Source organism: Sphingomonas sp. Leaf198 (assembly GCF_001424005.1).
In the GTDB taxonomy this organism is placed as follows: Bacteria; Pseudomonadota; Alphaproteobacteria; order Sphingomonadales; family Sphingomonadaceae; genus Sphingomonas.
This window is the reverse complement of sequence record NZ_LMPX01000002.1, coordinates 793,985-811,764: the sequence shown is the minus strand read 5'-3', so window position 1 is coordinate 811,764 and position 17,780 is coordinate 793,985. Positions and strand designations below refer to the sequence as shown.

Here is a 17,780-nt window from a genome sequence, read left to right as displayed (position 1 = left end):
TTATCTCCCGCCTCAAATATTGATCGTGGTGGGGCGGTTCTTCCGCAGCCACAGCGCGACCATCATCCGCGTGAACGTGACGGCGGTGAACACCGACGTGCAGATCCCGATCAGCAGCACGACCGCAAAGCCCTTCACCGGACCCGAGCCGAGCAGCAGCATGATCACGCCGGTGATGGCGTGCGTCACGTTGGCCTCGAAGATCGTCCGCGATGCTTCCTTGTAGCCGAGCTCGACCGACTGGATCACGCTACGCCCGCGTCGCCGCTCCTCGCGAATACGTTCGTTGATCAGCACGTTGGCATCCACCGCGGTACCGATCGTCAACACGAACCCGGCGATACCGGGCAGCGTCAGCGTCGCGTTCAGCATCGCCATGACCGCGACGATGACCAAGATGTTGATGACCACCGCGAGGTTCGCATACAGGCCGAACCGGCCATAGGTCACGAACATGAACACGATCACGAGCAGCGCGGCGACGATCGACGCCAGCACGCCGGCGCGGATCGAATCCTTGCCGAGGTCGGGGCTGACGGTGCTCTCTGCGATCGTCTTCAGCGCCACCGGCAGCTTGCCTGAGCGCAGCGAAATCGCCAGCGAGTTTGCCGATTCGACGGTGAAATTGCCCGAGATCGACGCGCGACCACCAAGGATGGGCTCGTTGATGTTGGGCGCGGAGATCACCGAATTGTCGAGGATGATCGCGAACGGTTTACCCGTGTTCTCGGTCGTGACCTTGGCGAAGCGACGGCCGCCGACCGCGTCGAACGTGATCGCCACCTGCGGCGCGTTGGTCTGCGGTTCGAACTCCTGGCGCGCATCGGCGAGCTGGTCGCCCGAGATGATCACCGAGCGCTTGACCGCGATGAACGGCACGCCGCGCGGATTGCCCGGATACGGGAGGACCTGGCTGCCGATCGGCGCGATACCCTTGACCAGATCGGCCGGGTTCGCGGTCTCGTCGACCAGCTTGAATTCGAGCTTGGCAGTCTTGCCGAGCAGGTCCTTCAGCGCCTGCGGGTTCTTCAGCCCCGGCACCTGGACGACGATCCGGGTCGCGCCCTGGCGGACGATCGTCGGCTCCTTGGTGCCCAGCTCGTCGATGCGGCGGCGGACGACTTCGGTCGCGTCCTTCATCGCCGTGTCGACCGCCTGGGTCAGGCCGGCTTCGGTGGGCTTGAGCACGAACCGGCTCGTGTCGACGACGGTGATGTCCCATTCGCGCTGGCCGCTCATGCCAGCGCCACCGCCGGTGATCGCGAGCAGGCGCTCGCGCGCCGCATCGACCTGGCTCGGATCACGCAGCAGGAAGCTCAGCTGCCCGCCTCGCGTCGAGATGTCGCCGATCTCGATCCGCGGCGTCCCGTTGCGCATCGTCCCCGCGACGCTGTCGCGCATCGCCTCGATCCGCGTCGCGGCGAGGTCGGCGGTATCCGCCTCGAGCAGCAGATAGCTGCCGCCGGCGAGATCGAGTCCGAGGTTGATGTGCGGATGCGGGATCCGCCCCCATTGGCTCGTGGTGCTCTCGGGGAGGAAGCTCGGGATCGCCAGCAGGCAGAGTGCCGCCAGCAGCCCGATGATCGACCCGATCTTCCAGCGCGGAAAATCCAACATCAGTCGTTTGCCGGCTTCGTGTTCGGGCTGGTGATGTCGGTCAGCGTCGCCTTGACGACGCGCACGCGGACATTCGGCGCGATCTCGACCTCGACGACGTTATCCTCGACCTTGGTCACCTTGCCCAGGATCCCGCCCGAGGTCACGACGCTGTCGTTCTTCTTCACCGCGGCGACCGACGCCTGCAGCGCCTTCATGCGCTTTTGCTGCGGGCGGATCATCAGGAAATAGAACACGACGAACACGAGGAAGAGCGGCGCGAGGCTCAGGAACGAGGCGATCCCGCCCCCCGCCGTCGTGGCGCCGTCTGCGGCCTGGGCATAAGCTGGTGAGATGAACATGAAGGTCCGTATCTGGCTGGGCCGTGGAAGGCGCAAGGTTGGGTCGGGCCGGACGTCGCGCGTCGCGCCCGCATTGGTCCGCCCGCTATCATCGCTTGGAACCTCGCGCAACAGATCGCCACAGGATGAGACGTGGGCGTCATGCGACCGGGCGCATCCGAGATGGCTGCGGATATCGCTGCGGTGTTCGGGCTTGCATCGGGCGCAGACCCCGCGTAGTGCGCCCCCCTCGGGTCGCCTTGCGGCCCGTTCGGTCGGAGCGTAGCGCAGCCTGGTAGCGCACCACACTGGGGGTGTGGGGGTCGCAGGTTCGAATCCTGTCGCTCCGACCATTTTCTTACATCGATGAAAAGACGCGGCGTTGCTCAGGCAGCATCGACGCTGCTCACTTGCGTGCCACGCTCACCTCGCCCGCAACGCGCTCCCTTCCCTGAAAGGGAGGGGCTGGGGGTGGGTAGGCCGGCTTGAGCCCCACCGGTCCGAACATGCGGAAGCCGACCCACCCCCAACCCCTCCCTGCCAGGGAGGGGGGCAGAAGGAGAAGGTTTACGCCGTCTCGCGCACCGTAGCCGCATGCCCCACAGCGATCGCGCTCAGGTTCACAATCCCGCGTGCGGTCACGCTCGGCACCATCATCTGCAGCGGCTTCGCCAGCCCCAGCAGCATCGGCCCCAGCGGCGCCGATTCGGTCGACGCCGACAGCAGCGACACCGCGATGTTCGCCGCGTCGATGTTCGGCATCACCAGCAGGTTCGCCGACCCGGTCAGCGGGCTGTCGTCGACCAGCCGCCGCCGCAGCGCCTCCGACAGCGCCGCATCGCCGTGCATCTCGCCATCGAACTCGAACTCGGGCGCCATTTCCTTCAGCAACGCGTGACCCGCGCGCATCTTCTGCGCCGAGGGCGACCGCGACGCGCCGAAGCTCGAATGCGACAGCAACGCCGCCTTCGGCTCGATCGCGAATGCGCGCACCGCCTCGGCCGCGAGCATCGTCATCTCGGCGATCTGCTCGGCGGTCGGGTCGATCGTCACGTGCGTATCGCAGAAGAACAGACTGCCGGTCCGCAGGATCACTGCCGACATCGCGTACAGCCGCGACACGCCCGGCTTCCGCGGCAGCAGCGGCATGACGTACGTCATCTGCGTCCACCAGTCGCCGATGCCCCCGCACAACGCCGCATCGACTCGCCCCTCGCGCAGCAGCATTGCTGCCGCCACGCTCGGCCGCGTCCGCAGCGCACGCTCGGCGCTGTCGGGCGGCGTGCCGCGCCGCCCGACGAGCGTGCTGTAGCCGGCGAGCAGGGGGTCGAATACCTCGCGGTCGGTGCCCGGATCGAGCACCTCGACATCGGTGCCGATCGTCATGCGCAGCCCGCTCGCCTCGATCCGCTCGGCGATGACCTCGCGCCGCCCGATCAGCACCGGCCGGCCGATACCCTCGTCGATTACCGTCTGCACCGCGCGCAGCGTCCGCGGGTCCTCGCCCTCGCCATACGCGATCGAGCGCCCCGCCTGCTTGGCGCGCGCGAAGATCGGCCGCATCAGCTGGCCCGAACGATACACGAACACTTCGAGGTCACGCAGATATGCGTCGAAATCCTCGATCGGCCGCGTCGCCACGCCCGACTCCATCGCCGCCTTCGCCACCGCCGGCGCGACGTGCAGGATCAGCCGCGGATCGAACGGCTTGGGGATGATATAGGTCGGCCCGAACACCGGGGTCGCGCCGCCATAGGCCGACACGACCACGTCCGAAGCCGTAGCGCGCGCCAGGGCCGCGATCGCGTCGACCGCCGCGACCTTCATCGCCTCGTTGATCTCGGTCGCGCCGACGTCGAGCGCGCCGCGGAAGATGAACGGGAAGCACAGCACGTTGTTGACCTGGTTCGGAAAATCCGAACGCCCCGTGGCGATGATCGCATCGGGCCGGGTCGCATGCACCAGCGCCGGCTGGATCTCCGGCTCCGGGTTCGCCAGCGCCAGGATCAGCGGATCGGGTGCGAGCAGATGCAGCCATTCCTGCTTCAGCACGCGCGGTGCCGACAGCCCGAGGAAGATGTCCGCCCCCTCCAGCACGTCCGGCAGGGTCCGCGCGTTGGTCGTGCGCGCGTACCGCGCCATGTTCGGCGGCATCACGTCGCCGCGATCCTTGTGCACCACGCCCGCGATATCGGTCAGCGTCACGTTCTCGGGATTGAGCCCCATCGACACGAGCAGATCGACCGTCGCCAGCGCCGCCGCACCTGCGCCCGACGTCACCAGCTTCATCTGGTCGAGCCGCTTGCCGCGCAGTTCGAGCACGTTGCGGACCGCGGCGGCACACACGATCGCGGTGCCGTGCTGGTCGTCATGGAACACCGGGATGTTCATCACCTCGCGCAGCTTCGTCTCGATCTCGAAGCACTCGGGCGCCTTGATATCCTCGAGATTGATCCCGCCGAACGTCGGCTCGAGCACGCGGACCGCTTCGATGAACGCCTGTGGGTCGAGCTGGTCGATCTCGATGTCGAAGCAGTCGATCCCCGCGAATTTCTTGAAGAGCACCGCCTTGCCCTCCATCACCGGCTTCGACGCGAGCGCGCCGATCGCGCCGAGCCCGAGCACCGCGGTCCCGTTGGTAATGACGGCCACGAGATTGCCGCGCGCGGTATAATCCCGCGCCTTGTCCGGATCCGCGGCGATCTCCTCGCACGCCGCGGCGACGCCCGGCGAGTAGGCGAGCGCCAGATCGCGCTGCGTCGCCATCCGCTTGGTTGCCTCGACCGAGAGCTTACCAGGCTTGGGATAGCGGTGATAATCGAGCGCGGCTTTGCGGAAATCGTCTTCCATGGTCTTCCTAACCTGTCGGCCGCGGCGGCGACCGGGTGGGCGCGGGCAAGGCCCGCGGCGAATGTTCAAGGGAGCGCATAGCCTTAGGGGCACCAATCCGCCAACCCCGCGCGGACGTAGCGTCGGTTTGGCCGCACACGGTTGAACCATACGGTACCACCCCGGCGAAGGCCGGGGCCCAATTGGAACGTCGGACCTAACGAAGCGCCGCCCTCAGTCAGCACCGTCCCCCAATTGGACCCCGGCCTCCGCCGGGGTGGTGCAGAGGATGAAAAGCGCTTCTCGCCCCCTCCCTGGAAGGGAGGGGCAGGGGGTGGGTCGGCTTCCGCATACGAACGCACCAGACTCAAGCAGGCCGACCCACCCCCAACCCCTCCCTTCCAGGGAGGGGAGCAAGAAAGGCGGAGGGCGAACGTCAAGAATTCCCTATCCTACAGCGAACCAATATGGTTCGCTCCCGCCAACAAAACCGGGAGCCAGCCATGACCATCGACCACCTAATCGACGCCGTCATCGACCGCGAAGGCGGCTACTCCAACCACCCCGCAGACCGAGGCGGCCCCACCAGATACGGCATCACGCAACAAGTAGCCCGCTCCAACGGCTACCCCGGAGACATGCGCAATTTCCCCCGCGACCAGGCCGAAACCATCTACCGCCGCCTCTACTGGACCCGTCCCGCCTTCGATCAGATCGCCGAGCGAGCCCCCAAAATTGCCGAAGAACTCTTCGACACCGGCGTCAACATGGGCCCCGCGGTCGCCGCCACCTTCCTTCAGCGCGCGCTCAACGCGCTCAACCGCGGCGCCACCGACTATCCCGACATGATCCTGGATGGCCGCATCGGCCCCGCGACCCTGACCGCGCTCGAAGCCTTCCTCGCCCGCCGCAAACCCGGCGGCGAAACCGTGCTTCTGAAAGCGATCGAGGCGCTCCAGGGCGAACGCTACGTCGCGCTCGCCGAGACCCGTCCCGCCAACGAAGCCTTCCTCTACGGCTGGCTCGCGAACCGCACATGACGCTCGTGACGAAACGCTCCCAGCGTCTACACTTCCTATACTTCACTTTTGCCGGAGGCAGCCAATGACCCCGCAACCCCTTGATCCCGCACCAGATCCCTGGATCACCCGCGCTCGCCCGACGTTCCTCTACGTGATGTACACATTGCTGCTCGGCGCGATCCCCGCAGGCCTGATCGCCGCGGTCCGCCCGCAAACGGCACAGGCGATCGCGGCCGGCATGGCGGCGTACCTGAACGCCATCCCCGAACCCCTCTACGCGCTCTTCGGCACCGGCTATCTCGGCTACACGGTGGCGCGGGAATGGGGAAAGGGGCGCTGACCTCCCGCTTCCGTCATCCTGACGAAAGTCAGGACCCAGGGTTCCAGCCGACACGTCCGTGGCTCTGGGTCCTGACTTTCGTCAGGATGACGGGGAGGGCGCGTGATAAGCGGTCCTGCCGTTGCGGCCCCACCGTTGCACCCCGTCATCCACACCCTACATCGCTGGCATGAGCAACGACCCCCACGCCATGCCGACATGGCACGGCACCACGATCCTCTCGGTCCGCCGCGGCGGCAAGGTCGTCGTGATCGGCGACGGCCAGGTCTCGATGGGCCAGACCGTCATGAAACCCAACGCGCGCAAAGTGCGCCGCCTAGGCGACGGCAGCGTAATCGGTGGATTCGCCGGCGCTACAGCCGACGCCTTCACCTTGTTCGAACGCCTCGAACGCAAGCTCGAAGCGCACCAGGGCCAGCTCCTGCGCGCCGCGGTCGAGCTCGCCAAGGACTGGCGCACCGACAAGTTCCTCCGCAACCTGGAAGCGATGATGATCGTCGCCGACAAGGACGTGACGCTGATCCTCACCGGCAACGGCGACGTTCTCGAACCCGAGAACGGCGTCGCCGCGATCGGCTCCGGCGGCAACTACGCGCTCGCCGCCGCCCGAGCGCTGGTAGAATACGAGACCGACGCCGAGGTGTTGTGCCGCAAGGCGATGCATATAGCGTCCGAGCTCTGCGTCTACACCAACGACCGCCTCACGGTCGAAACGATGGATTCGACCACGTAATCCCTCTCCCGCTTGCGGGAGGGGTTAGGGGAGGGGCTGAAATACACCCCACCCACGCCTTCCGCTGCGGCCACGCCCTCCCCCGACCCCTCCCGAGCGGGAGGGGAGAAGGTAACAAAATGAACGAACAGCTCACCCCGAAGGCCATCGTCGCCGCGCTCGACGCCCACATCATCGGCCAGGCCGCCGCCAAGCGCGCAGTCGCCGTCGCGATGCGCAACCGCTGGCGCCGCCAGCAGCTCAGCGAAGACCTCCGCGACGAGGTCACGCCCAAGAACATCCTGATGATCGGACCGACCGGCTGCGGCAAGACCGAGATCAGCCGCCGCCTCGCGAAACTCGCCGACGCGCCGTTCGTGAAGGTCGAGGCGACCAAGTTCACCGAGGTCGGCTATGTCGGCCGCGACGTCGAACAGATCGCCCGCGATCTCGTCGAGGAAGCCATCCGCCTCGAAAAGGAACGCCGTCGCGTCGCCGTCAAGGACAAGGCCGAGGAGGCAGCGATGTCGCGCCTCCTCGACGCGCTGGTCGGCAAGGATTCGAGCACCGCGACGCGCGAAAGCTTCAAGCAGCGCTTCCTAGACGGTCACCTGAACTCCGCCGAAGTCGAGATCGAGGTCGAGCAGGCACCGACCACGCCGTTCGAAATCCCCGGCGGTGCGCCGCAGATGATCAATCTCGGCGAGATGATGAAGTCGTTCGGCGGCGGCCAGCAGCTGAAGCGGCGGAAACTGACGGTCCACGCGGCCTGGGACAAGCTCGTCGAGGAAGAGGCCGACAAGCGCCTCGACCAGGACGAGGTCAGCCGCGCAGCCCTCGCCGACGCAGAGGCCAATGGCATCGTCTTCCTCGATGAGATCGACAAGATCGCGGTCTCCGACGGCCGCGGCGGTTCGATCAGCCGCGAAGGCGTTCAGCGCGACCTGCTGCCGTTGATCGAGGGCACCACGGTCGCCACGAAATACGGCCCGATGAAGACCGACCACATCCTCTTCATCGCCAGCGGCGCGTTCCACGTCGCCAAGCCGAGCGACCTGCTCCCCGAATTGCAGGGCCGCCTTCCGATCCGCGTCGAGTTGAAGGGCCTCACCGAAGCTGATTTCGTTGCGATCCTGTCGGACACCAAGGCGTCGCTGCCGCTGCAATACAAGGCGCTGATCGCCACCGAAGGCGTCGGCATCGAGTTCACCGAAGACGGCATCGCCGCGATCGCGCGCATCGCCGCCGAAGTGAATTCCGAGATCGAAAACATCGGCGCCCGGCGTTTGCAGACGGTGATGGAAAAGCTGCTCGAGGAAGTAAGCTACAACGCCGAAGACCGCGGCGGCTCGAACCTCGTCATCGACGGCGCGTACGTTGACAGCCAGCTGAAGGAAATCGCCCGCAACACCGACCTGAGCCGGTTCGTGCTGTAACTAATGGGGGAAGGCAAACCTTCCCCCATCCGTTCGTGCTGAGCGAAGTCGAAGCACCCTGAGTTTCATGCCCTTCGACTTCGCTCAGGGCGAACGGAGTGGGGGGTGTTTAGGAGAACACCATGGACGTGACCGAAGCCATAGCTGCTCGCCGCTCCGTCCGAGGCTTCCTCGACACCCCCGTCGACCCGACCCTACTCCGCGACCTCGCGATAAAAGCATCCCGAGCCGCAACCGGCGGTAACCTCCAGCCCTGGCACATCGCCATCGTCCAAGGCGACTCGATGGCCCGCCTCAAGGCGACGATGGCGGACAAGCTAGCCGCCGGCGAAACCGAAACCCCAGCCTACGACGTCTATCCAAAAGACCTCACCGCCCCCTACCGGGACCGCCGCTACGCCGTCGGCGAGGCGATGTACGCGCACCTCGGCATCTCCCGCGATGACAAGTCCGCTCGCCGGGACTGGTTCGCCCAAAACTTCCAGTTTTTTGCCGCCCCCGCCGCCTATTTCTGCACGGTGGACCGCCGCATGGGCCCGCCGCAATGGTCGGACCTCGGCATGTACCTGCAGAATCTGATGCTGCTCGCGGTAGACGCCGGCCTCGCCACCTGCCCGCAGGAATGCTGGGCGATGTATCCGGAAACGGTCGGGCGGTTCTTGGACTTGCCCGAAGACCGCATGCTCTTCTGCGGCATGGCGGTCGGGTACGAGGACAAGGGCGCGCCTGTTAACGCTCTGCGCACAGAGCGCGCAGACGAAGCGGAATGGCTGACGACGATCAGCTGATTTAGGCCATCGAAGCTAACCAAGACACCACCCCGGCGAAGGCCAGGGCCTAGTTGGGGGACGATTGTAACGGATGAAAGCGCTTCGTTACGCCGGCCTTGCCAACTGGGCCCGGGCTTCGCCGGGGTGGTGTATATGGGCCGGGTGCGTCGCCCCCATTTTGTTCACCCGCGAAGGCGGGTGCCCAGACTGGGTCCCCGCCTTCGCGGGGAAACAACCTTTTAGAGGACTACCGTAACCGGCTTGGCACCCTTGATCCCCGCAAGGATCATCGCTTCCCAAACCGCAGGGTCACCCGCCGCGGCCATCGCCTTGTCAGGCTCGCGCAACGTTTTCAGGACCGCCAGCGCATCGGGCAGATAGTCCGCCCACGCATCGTCGATCAGCCGCGAAGCCGACTCGGCATCGCCGCCGGCATTCGCGCTGATCCGCTGTCCGGCCAGCACGCGTGCGACGCGTTCGGCAACAGGTGTAGTGGAAACGTCCATGAGCATTCTCCTCGCGGGCTAGCGTATAGCAAACCCGCGAGGCGAACGAATGCTCCTTAGCGTGCCGAGCTCGGACCCGCGCCGCGGCTCGGACCACGACCACCGCCGCCGCCACCAGCCGGACGACCGCCGCCCTGACCACCAGGACGACCACCGCCCTGGGGACGACCGCCGCCGCCGCCCTGACCGCCGCCACCCTGGCCACCACGGCTAGCACCCGCATAATTGCGACCAGTCGTACCGGTCGCCCTAGGCGAATGCGTCGCGCGCGGCCGTGCCGGATCGCGCGGACGGTCGATCCGAACCTCGGGATCGGCGCCCATCGTCTTCACGCGCGTCTGCTTGATCTGGTTCGACAGGTTGACGAAATCCTCCGGCAGCGACCGGACCTGAACCTTCTGGCGGGTGATCCGCTCGATGTCGCGCAAGTACGCCTTCTCGTCATCCGCGCAGAACGCGACGGCGATGCCGCTCGCGCCGGCACGTGCGGTACGGCCGATGCGGTGGACATACTGCTCAGCGACGTTCGGCAGCTCGAAGTTGATGACGTGCGAAACGCCCGAGACGTCGATGCCGCGTGCGGCGATATCGGTCGCGATCAGGACCTTGACCTTGCCCTGCTTGAACTCGCCGAGTGCCCGCTCGCGCTGGCCCTGGCTCTTGTTGCCGTGGATCGCGTTCGAGGCGATGCCGTTGCCCGCGAGCAGCTTCACGACGCGGTCGGCGCCATGCTTGGTGCGCGTGAACACGAGCGCCCGGTCGATCGCCGGATCGGCCAGCGTGATCGTCAGCAGCGCCTGCTTCTCCGACTGGTTGCAGAAGGTGACATACTGGTCGACGCGCTCGGCGGTCGTCGCAGCGGGCTTCACCGACACCGTCTTAGGGTCGAGCAGGAACTGCGACGCCAGCTCGCGGATCGCGACCGGCATCGTCGCCGAGAAGAACAGCGTCTGGCGCTTCTTCGGCAGCATGCGGACGATCTTCTTCAGCGCATGGATGAAGCCGAGGTCCATCATCTGGTCGGCTTCGTCGAGCACGAGGATCTCGATCATCGACAGGTTCACGAAGCCCTGCTCGATCAGATCGATCAGGCGGCCCGGCGTGGCGACGAGGATGTCGACGCCGCGGCTCATGTCCTGGCGGTTCTTGTTGATGCTGGTGCCGCCGAACACGGTCGTCACCGACATCTTGCTGAACTGGCCGTAAGCGCGCGCACTGTCGGCGATCTGGCTGGCGAGTTCGCGCGTCGGCGCGAGCACCAGCATGCGGCAATGCGTCGGCAGGACGCGCTTCTGGTTTTCGGTCAGGCGCTGGATCGACGGCAGCACAAATGCGGCGGTCTTGCCGGTGCCGGTCTGCGCGATGCCGAGCAGATCGCCGCCCTCAAGCAGGATCGGGATCGACTGTGCCTGGATCGGCGTCGGCTCGGTATAGCCCTTGGCTTCGAGCGCACGGACGAGCGGCTCGGCAAGGCCGAGGTTTGCAAATGACATGAATAGTCTCTCAAATAGATGCCGGGCTCGCGAATCCACACAAGGACGCGCGAGGGGCGGTGGTGTTTTGACACCCCGCGTGAAAAGGGAAGCCCGTTGGAAACGACCGAGGCGGAGCTAAGACCGTAAAGGTCCAATCACGCTGCATTACGCTTCGATGAGCCCCATCTGGCGTGTCATCGTCGAAAAGTCAACCTGTGGTGCCGATCGGGACCGTGGCGGTGTCAGCTCCGGATCTGCCCCAGGTGCAGATAGCGTTCGTTGAACTCCGCGGCGTCGCGCAAGCGAGGCCAGTCGGTCACGCTGACCTGGCGTTTCTTGCGCGCGATCAGGCCGTCCGATTCGAGCGATTTCAGCACGCGGTTGACGTGCACCGGGGTCAGCCCGAGCGCATCGCCGAGCTGCTCCTGCGTCATCGGCAACTCGTACGCCATCCCGCCTCCCAACGCCGATGTCCTGAACCGTACGGAGAACTCGCACAGCAGATGCGCCAGCCGGCTGCGCGCATTGCGCCGCCCGACATTGAGCAACCACTCGCGGTGGATCGACGCCTCGACCAGCGCGTCGATCCACAATGCCTGACCCGCCGCCGGGCACGTCTCGATGAACTGCCGCAACGCCACGATCGGCACCTCGGCCAGCGTCAGCCGGGTCAGCGCCTGGATATCGTGATCGGATTCATCGAGGAACAGGTTCTGCAGGTCGACGAACTCGCCGGGCATCAGGATCGAGACGATCTCGCGCTCGCCATTGGGCGTCAGCTTCTGGCGATAGGCAAGGCCATCGAGGATGAACGCGCACCGCGTCGGGCGTTGGCCCTCGCGCAGCATATACGTCGACGCATCGAGCGTCCGAACCTTGAACGGCAATGCGGCGATTTGAACGCGATCGTCCGCACGCAGCGTCGTTCGCGACTCGAATTTCCGTATAACCTGTTCAGTCACGGTGGACATATCCACGTGCACTCTCCGCATCCAGGGCAGGAGCACTCGTTTCTCGCTGTCACCCTCTCTGGGATAGCGCGTCGCAGGGGAACGCACCTTATCCCAGGATTGAGAAGCGTGACAAAACCCATGTTATAGTATTGCGAGACCATCGCGCGGTGCGTCGAGTCGGCCCCGCGCGGCGATATCCGCTCAAGACATAGGACGATTTGGGGTCAGAGCGGGGAGCTGTCGCCTGGTTCGTCGATCGTGACGGCAACCGCCAGAAGCACGCTGCCTCGATCGTTACGGACCGCAACACGGAAGCGCGCGCCGTGACGGGCGATCGCCGGATGGTCGCTGAGATAGTCGCCCGCGAAGATCACAGCCTGGACGCGCGCTTCCTCGTCATTGGCCAGATCGGTACCGTCGTCGTCGTTGACGTGTTTATGGTTGTCGATGTCGAAGAAGTATCTGGGCATGCTCGACTTCCTCAACCGTTACGCAGGCCTGTTTGTATCAGGCCGGAAATCGCTCCGCTCTTACTAAAATCAGGTTTGTCGGGCGCGGCGTGCTCGACTTGAACTCCGTCACGGGCGTAGGATGCGTACAAACATATAGAGGATCCGCACCATGAAACTGGCCAGCCTGAAGCATCCCGACGCTACCCGCGGACGAGACGGGAAGCTCGTGGTCGTCTCGAACGACCTCGCCTGGTACGCCGATGCGAGCCATATCGCGCCGACGTTGCAGGCCGCGCTCGACGACTGGGACCGGCTTTCAATCGACCTCAAGAACCTGGCGACCGATCTCGAGCACGAGATGATCCCGATGCGGCGCTTCCACGAGCATGACGCCGAGTCGCCCTTGCCGCGTGCGTATCAATGGGCGGATGGCTCGGCATATGTGAACCACGTCGCCCTCGTGCGACAGGCGCGGGCGGCGGATATGCCGGACAGCTTCTGGCACGATCCGCTGATGTACCAGGGCGGCTCGGACGGGTTCCTCGGCCCACGCGATCCGATCCCGCTCGCCGACGAGTCCTGGGGTTGCGACATGGAGGGCGAGGTCGTCGTGGTCACCGGCGACGTCCCGCTCGGCGCGAGTCGCGACGAGGCGCTGGCGGCGATCCTGCTGGTCGGGCTGACCAACGACGTCTCGCTCCGCAATCTGATCCCCGGCGAACTCGGCAAGGGCTTCGGCTTCTTCCAGTCGAAACCGGCTAGCGCGTTCTCGCCGGTCTTCGTTACGCCCGACTCGCTCGGCGACTGGTGGAAGGACGGCAAGCTGCACCGCAAGCTGATGGTCGACCTCAACGGCCAGCCGCTCGGTCGCGCAGAGGCGGGCGAGGACATGACGTTCGATTTCGGCACGCTCGTCGCCCACGCCGCCAAGACGCGGAAGCTTGGCGCGGGGACGATCATCGGCTCGGGCACCGTCTCGAACCGCGGTGCCGATGGCGGCCCCGGCAAGTCGGTTGCCGAGGGCGGCGTCGGCTATTCCTGTCTCGCCGAAGTGCGGACGATCGAAACCATCCAGGGTGGCAAGCCCGTCACGCCGTTCCTCAAGCAGGGTGACGTCGTCCGCATCTGGGCGGAGGACGACAAGCGCCATCCGATCTTCGGCGTGATCGAACAGACCGTCGGCAGCTGATTTCCTGCCGAGGGGGAGAAAAATCCGCGCGGCATATCGTGAATGCGCAACTCCCCCTCGCAATCTGCGTTGAAATTTAATAACAAGCCTCGGTAAGAGTGTTCCGCGGTCACAGCGGCCTCATGGAGATGGAATGACGATGGCAAGCGAGCATCCGCGCGCCAATTTGCAGCCACTTACGCTGCATATCCCCGAGCCGAAGTTCCGCCCCGGCGACGCGGTGGACTTCGCCGAAGTCGACGTGCCGCCCGCCGGCGAAGCGCGCCGTCCCGACACCGCGGACAAGGCGTCCGACTTCATCGATCTCGCCTACACGCTGGTCCGCGTGCTCGACGACGACGGCAACGCGGTCGGCCCCTGGGACCCCAAGCTGTCGCCCGACGTGATGCGCCGCATGCTGCGCAGCATGGCGCTGCTCCGCGCGTTCGACGAACGGATGTTCCGCGCGCAGCGCCAGGGCAAGACCAGCTTCTACATGAAGGCGCTCGGTGAGGAGGCGGTCGCGGTCGCGGCGGCCTATGCACTCGATTACGAGGACATGTGCTTCCCCTCGTACCGCCAGCAGGGGCTGTTGATCGCACGGGGCTGGAGCCTCGTCGACATGATGAACCAGATCTATTCGAACACGGCCGATAGGCTCGGCGGCAAGCAGCTGCCGATCATGTATTCGGTCAAGGAAGCTGGGTTCTTCTCGATCTCGGGTAACCTCACAACCCAGTATCCGCAGGCGGTCGGCTGGGCGATGGCGTCCGCCGCCAAGGGTGACACGCGGATCGCCGCGACCTGGTGCGGCGAAGGCTCGACCGCCGAAGGCGACTTCCACTCGGCGTGCACGTTCGCCGCGGTCTACCGCGCGCCGGTGATCTTCAACGTCGTCAACAACCAGTGGGCGATCTCCAGCTTCTCCGGGTTTGCGGGCGCTGAGGCGACGACCTTCGCGGCGCGCGCGGTCGGCTACGGCATCGCGGGGCTCCGCGTCGACGGCAACGACGCACTGGCGGTCTACGCAGCGACCGAATGGGCCGCCGAACGCGCGCGCACCAACCAGGGCCCGACGCTGATCGAGCACTTTACCTACCGCGCGGAAGGCCATTCGACCTCGGACGACCCCGGTCAGTATCGCAGCGAAGGCGAACCCAATGCCTGGCCGCTCGGCGACCCGATCAAGCGCCTGAAGGATCACCTGATCGCGATCGGCGAATGGGACGACGAGCGTCATGCCGCGCAGGACAAGGAACTGGCTGAGCAGGTTAAGGCCGCGCAGAAGGAAGCCGAGAAGAACGGCATCCTCGGCCACGGACTCCACCAGCCGCTCGAGTCGCTGTTCGACGGCGTGTTCGAGGAACTGCCGTGGCATCTGAAGGAGCAACGCCAGCAGATGCTCGACGAGGAAACGGCCAGCGGCCGTCCATGGGATCGCAAGGCATGAGCGACATGATCGAGGCACCCGAGTCCAAAGCAGCGGACGCCGAGCCCACCACCCGCATGAACATGATCCAGGCGATCAACTCCGCCATGGATATCATGATGGAGCGCGACCCGGACGTGATCGTCATGGGCGAGGACGTCGGCTATTTCGGCGGCGTCTTCCGCGCGACCGCCGGGCTCCAGGCCAAGCACGGCAAGACCCGCGTGTTCGACACGCCGATCACCGAATGCGGCATCATCGGCGTCGCGGTGGGCATGGGTGCGTACGGCCTGCGCCCCGTCCCCGAGATCCAGTTCGCCGACTACATCTACCCCGCGCTCGACCAGCTCGTCTCCGAAGCCGCGCGCCTCCGCTACCGCTCCGCTGGCGAGTTCACCTCGCCGATCACGGTGCGCTCGCCGTTCGGCGGCGGCATCTTCGGCGGCCAGACGCACAGCCAGTCGCCGGAGGGGCTCTTCACCCACATGTCCGGCATCAAGACGGTCATCCCGTCGACGCCGTATGACGCCAAGGGCCTGCTGATCGCCGCGATCGAGGACAATGACCCGACGCTCTTCTTCGAACCCAAGCGCATCTATAACGGCCCGTTCGACGGCTATTGGGATCGCCCGTCGCAGAACTGGTCGAAGCACCCGGCCGGCGAAGTCCCGACCGGCTATTACAAGATCGAGCTCGGCAAGGCGAAGATCGTCCGCGCGGGCGAGGCGCTCACCATCCTCGCCTACGGCACGATGGTCCATGTCTGCGCGGCCGTCGTCGCCGAAGCCGGGATCGACGCCGAGATCGTCGACCTGCGCACGCTGGTGCCGCTCGACATCGAAACGATCGAGGCGTCGGTGAAGAAGACCGGCCGCTGCATGATCGTCCACGAGGCGACGCGCACCAGCGGGTTCGGCGCGGAGCTGTCGGCGATCGTCCAGGAACGCTGTTTCTACCATCTCGAGGCGCCGATCGAGCGCGTGACCGGGTTCGACACGCCGTACCCGCACAGCCTCGAATGGGCGTATTTCCCGGGGCCGGTCCGCATCGGCGAAGCCCTGAAAAAGATCATGAAGGACGCATAATGGCCCGCTTCACCTTCAAGCTGCCGGACATCGGCGAAGGCATTTCCGAGGCGGAGATCGTCGCATGGCACGTCGCCATCGGCGACCGCGTCGAGGAGGATTCGCCGATCGCCGACATGATGACCGACAAGGCCACTGTCGAGATGGAGTCGCCGGTGACCGGCGTCGTCGTCGAACTCGCGGGCGAAGTCGGCGACCAGGTGTCGATCGGCGCTGCGCTGGTGGTGATCGAGACGGACGCGGTGGACGCCGCGGACGAAGTCGTCGCCGCGCCGCTCACTTCGGCGCAGGCCGAAACCGCCGAACAATACGAAGCCGAAAACCCGGGCGTCGAAGAGGTGGCAACAGAAACTCCCTCTCCCCTCCGGGGAGAGGGTCGGGGTGAGGGGCAGCCCCAGGCGGAAACGCCAGCAACTGCCCCAACCCCTCACCCCAGCCCTCTCCCCGCAGGGGAGAGGGAGCAGAAGGGCGCCGCTCCCGCAGGCAACGCGGAGCAAAAGGCGCACGCGCTCGCATCCCCCGCAGTCCGCGCCCGCGCCCGCGATCTCGGCATCGACCTCGCCTCGGTAAAAACCGACTCCGACCGAGTCCGCCACGCCGACCTCGACGCCTATCTCCGCTACGGCTCGGGCGAAGGCTACCACGCCCCGCACGCATCACGCGCCCGCGAGGACCAGCCCATCAAGGTCATCGGCATGCGTCGCCGCATCGCCGAAAACATGGCCGCGTCGAAGCGCGCGATCCCGCACTTCACCTATGTCGACGAGATCGACGTCACCGCGCTCGAAGCGATGCGCGCCGACCTCAACGCCAACCGCGGCGGTCGTCCCAAGCTGACGATGCTCCCGCTGATGATCGTCGCCATCTGCAAGACGATCCCCGACTTCCCGATGCTCAACGCGCGCTATGACGACGAGGCGGGCGTGGTCACGCGCCACGGCGCCATCCATCTCGGCATGGCCGCGCAGACCGACGCCGGGCTCACCGTCCCCGTGATCCGCGACGCACAGGACCGCAACGTCTGGCAGCTCGCCACCGAGATCACGCGCCTCGCCGAAGCGGCGCGTGCCGGCAAGCTAGCCCCCAGCGAGATGGGCGGCGGCACGATCACCGTGACCTCGCTCGGCCCGCTCGGCGGCATCGCCACGACCCCGGTGATCAACCGCCCCGAAGTCGCGATCATCGGCCCCAACAAGATCGTCGAACGCCCGGTCTTCAAGGGTGACGAGGTAGTACGCGCCAAGCTGATGAACCTGTCGATCAGCTGCGACCACCGCGTCGTCGACGGCTGGGACGCGGCAAGCTTCGTCCAGGGTCTCAAGAAGTACCTCGAAACCCCCGTCCTGCTCTTCGCCGACTGAACGCGCATGAAGGGCATGCACCGCGGCGACCTGACGATCGAGGGTAAATTCGAGGGCATGCTCGACGGCACCGCGATCGTCCCGGCCGGCGCCACCGCCGAGATCGCCGGGATGATCGACGGCACGCTGATCGTCGAACCCGGCGCAACCGTGCTCGTCAGCGGCATGATCGACGGCGAGATCGTCGATCGCGGCGGGCAGATCACCGTAACCGGCATGGTCAGCCGCTAACCGTCGCGCAACGACGCCGCAGACGTGAAGTGCCAAAACAATCCTCCCCCGTCAGGGGGAGGTGGCAGGCAAAG

At 66.0% G+C, this 17,780-nt stretch carries 16 protein-coding genes, 1 tRNA gene and 1 pseudogene; 11 read left to right on the top strand and 7 right to left on the bottom strand.

Annotation, left to right across the window (positions count from 1 at the left end; translation table 11 throughout):
- Positions 1–12: 12 nt before the first annotated feature.
- On the bottom strand, positions 13–1,617 hold the full coding sequence (gene secD, locus ASG20_RS10785) for a protein translocase subunit SecD (RefSeq protein ID WP_056051835.1): 1,605 nt from the start codon (positions 1,615–1,617) through the stop codon (positions 13–15).
- The gene (gene yajC / locus ASG20_RS10780) at positions 1,617–1,958 is read right to left on the bottom strand and encodes a preprotein translocase subunit YajC (protein ID WP_055875282.1); all 342 of its coding nucleotides are present in this window, start codon (positions 1,956–1,958) and stop codon (positions 1,617–1,619) included. The genes secD and yajC overlap by 1 nt, the downstream gene beginning before the upstream one ends.
- A 255-nt stretch (positions 1,959–2,213) precedes the next feature.
- Between yajC and ASG20_RS10775 the strand changes: the two genes are divergently transcribed.
- Positions 2,214–2,290 (top strand) — tRNA-Pro (locus ASG20_RS10775).
- 214 nt (positions 2,291–2,504) lie between these two features.
- Here the strand turns inward: ASG20_RS10775 and ASG20_RS10770 are convergent.
- On the bottom strand, positions 2,505–4,787 hold the full coding sequence (locus ASG20_RS10770; RefSeq protein ID WP_056051832.1) for an NADP-dependent malic enzyme: 2,283 nt from the start codon (positions 4,785–4,787) through the stop codon (positions 2,505–2,507).
- Positions 4,788–5,269: 482 nt separating this feature from the next.
- Between ASG20_RS10770 and ASG20_RS10765 the strand changes: the two genes are divergently transcribed.
- The 5 genes and pseudogenes from ASG20_RS10765 to ASG20_RS10745 all read left to right on the top strand — a co-directional run bounded on the left by ASG20_RS10765 (position 5,270) and on the right by ASG20_RS10745 (position 9,064).
- Positions 5,270–5,806 carry a glycoside hydrolase family 108 protein gene (locus ASG20_RS10765; RefSeq protein ID WP_056051829.1) on the top strand — a complete coding sequence of 179 codons (537 nt, stop codon included), beginning with the start codon at positions 5,270–5,272 and terminating at the stop codon, positions 5,804–5,806.
- Between the two features lie 88 nt (positions 5,807–5,894).
- Positions 5,895–6,128, top strand: a pseudogene (locus tag ASG20_RS10760) (3TM-type holin); the annotation flags it as partial.
- 190 nt (positions 6,129–6,318) lie between these two features.
- Positions 6,319–6,861, top strand: a complete 543-nt coding sequence (gene hslV, locus ASG20_RS10755) for an ATP-dependent protease subunit HslV (protein ID WP_056053053.1) — start codon at positions 6,319–6,321, stop codon at positions 6,859–6,861.
- Between the two features lie 119 nt (positions 6,862–6,980).
- A complete protein-coding gene (gene hslU, locus ASG20_RS10750; protein ID WP_056051823.1) occupies positions 6,981–8,276 on the top strand; it encodes an ATP-dependent protease ATPase subunit HslU in 1,296 nt (431 codons plus the stop codon).
- 122 nt (positions 8,277–8,398) lie between these two features.
- Positions 8,399–9,064 carry a nitroreductase gene (locus tag ASG20_RS10745; RefSeq protein WP_056051820.1) on the top strand — a complete coding sequence of 222 codons (666 nt, stop codon included), beginning with the start codon at positions 8,399–8,401 and terminating at the stop codon, positions 9,062–9,064.
- A 221-nt stretch (positions 9,065–9,285) separates the two neighbouring features.
- Here the strand turns inward: ASG20_RS10745 and ASG20_RS10740 are convergent, their stop codons facing one another.
- From ASG20_RS10740 to ASG20_RS10725, 4 genes are all read right to left on the bottom strand, one after another.
- Positions 9,286–9,552, bottom strand: coding sequence for a hypothetical protein (locus ASG20_RS10740; protein WP_056051816.1), 267 nt, complete (start codon positions 9,550–9,552; stop codon positions 9,286–9,288).
- Between the two features lie 56 nt (positions 9,553–9,608).
- Positions 9,609–11,045, bottom strand: a complete 1,437-nt coding sequence (locus ASG20_RS10735; RefSeq protein ID WP_056051813.1) for a DEAD/DEAH box helicase — start codon at positions 11,043–11,045, stop codon at positions 9,609–9,611.
- A 224-nt stretch (positions 11,046–11,269) separates the two neighbouring features.
- Entirely contained in the window at positions 11,270–11,998 is a 729-nt protein-coding gene (locus ASG20_RS10730; RefSeq protein ID WP_056051809.1) for a Crp/Fnr family transcriptional regulator, read from the bottom strand.
- Positions 11,999–12,204: 206 nt separating this feature from the next.
- Positions 12,205–12,450 (bottom strand): DUF6894 family protein, encoded by a 246-nt coding sequence (locus ASG20_RS10725; RefSeq protein ID WP_056051807.1) that lies wholly within the window; start codon positions 12,448–12,450, stop codon positions 12,205–12,207.
- 151 nt (positions 12,451–12,601) lie between these two features.
- Between ASG20_RS10725 and ASG20_RS10720 the strand changes: the two genes are divergently transcribed.
- The 5 genes from ASG20_RS10720 to ASG20_RS10700 all read left to right on the top strand — a co-directional run bounded on the left by ASG20_RS10720 (position 12,602) and on the right by ASG20_RS10700 (position 17,706).
- Entirely contained in the window at positions 12,602–13,621 is a 1,020-nt protein-coding gene (locus tag ASG20_RS10720; RefSeq protein ID WP_056051804.1) for a fumarylacetoacetate hydrolase family protein, read from the top strand.
- Positions 13,622–13,760: 139 nt separating this feature from the next.
- Positions 13,761–15,050, top strand: coding sequence for a thiamine pyrophosphate-dependent enzyme (locus ASG20_RS10715; protein ID WP_056053050.1), 1,290 nt, complete (start codon positions 13,761–13,763; stop codon positions 15,048–15,050).
- Between the two features lie 56 nt (positions 15,051–15,106).
- Positions 15,107–16,114, top strand: coding sequence for an alpha-ketoacid dehydrogenase subunit beta (locus ASG20_RS10710; RefSeq protein ID WP_056053047.1), 1,008 nt, complete (start codon positions 15,107–15,109; stop codon positions 16,112–16,114).
- Positions 16,114–17,475 carry a dihydrolipoamide acetyltransferase family protein gene (locus tag ASG20_RS10705; protein ID WP_056051801.1) on the top strand — a complete coding sequence of 454 codons (1,362 nt, stop codon included), beginning with the start codon at positions 16,114–16,116 and terminating at the stop codon, positions 17,473–17,475. The genes ASG20_RS10710 and ASG20_RS10705 overlap by 1 nt, the downstream gene beginning before the upstream one ends.
- A gap of 6 nt (positions 17,476–17,481) precedes the next feature.
- Positions 17,482–17,706: a hypothetical protein gene (locus tag ASG20_RS10700; RefSeq protein ID WP_056051799.1), complete on the top strand. Its 225-nt coding sequence runs from the start codon at positions 17,482–17,484 to the stop codon at positions 17,704–17,706.
- Positions 17,707–17,780: the final 74 nt, after the last annotated feature.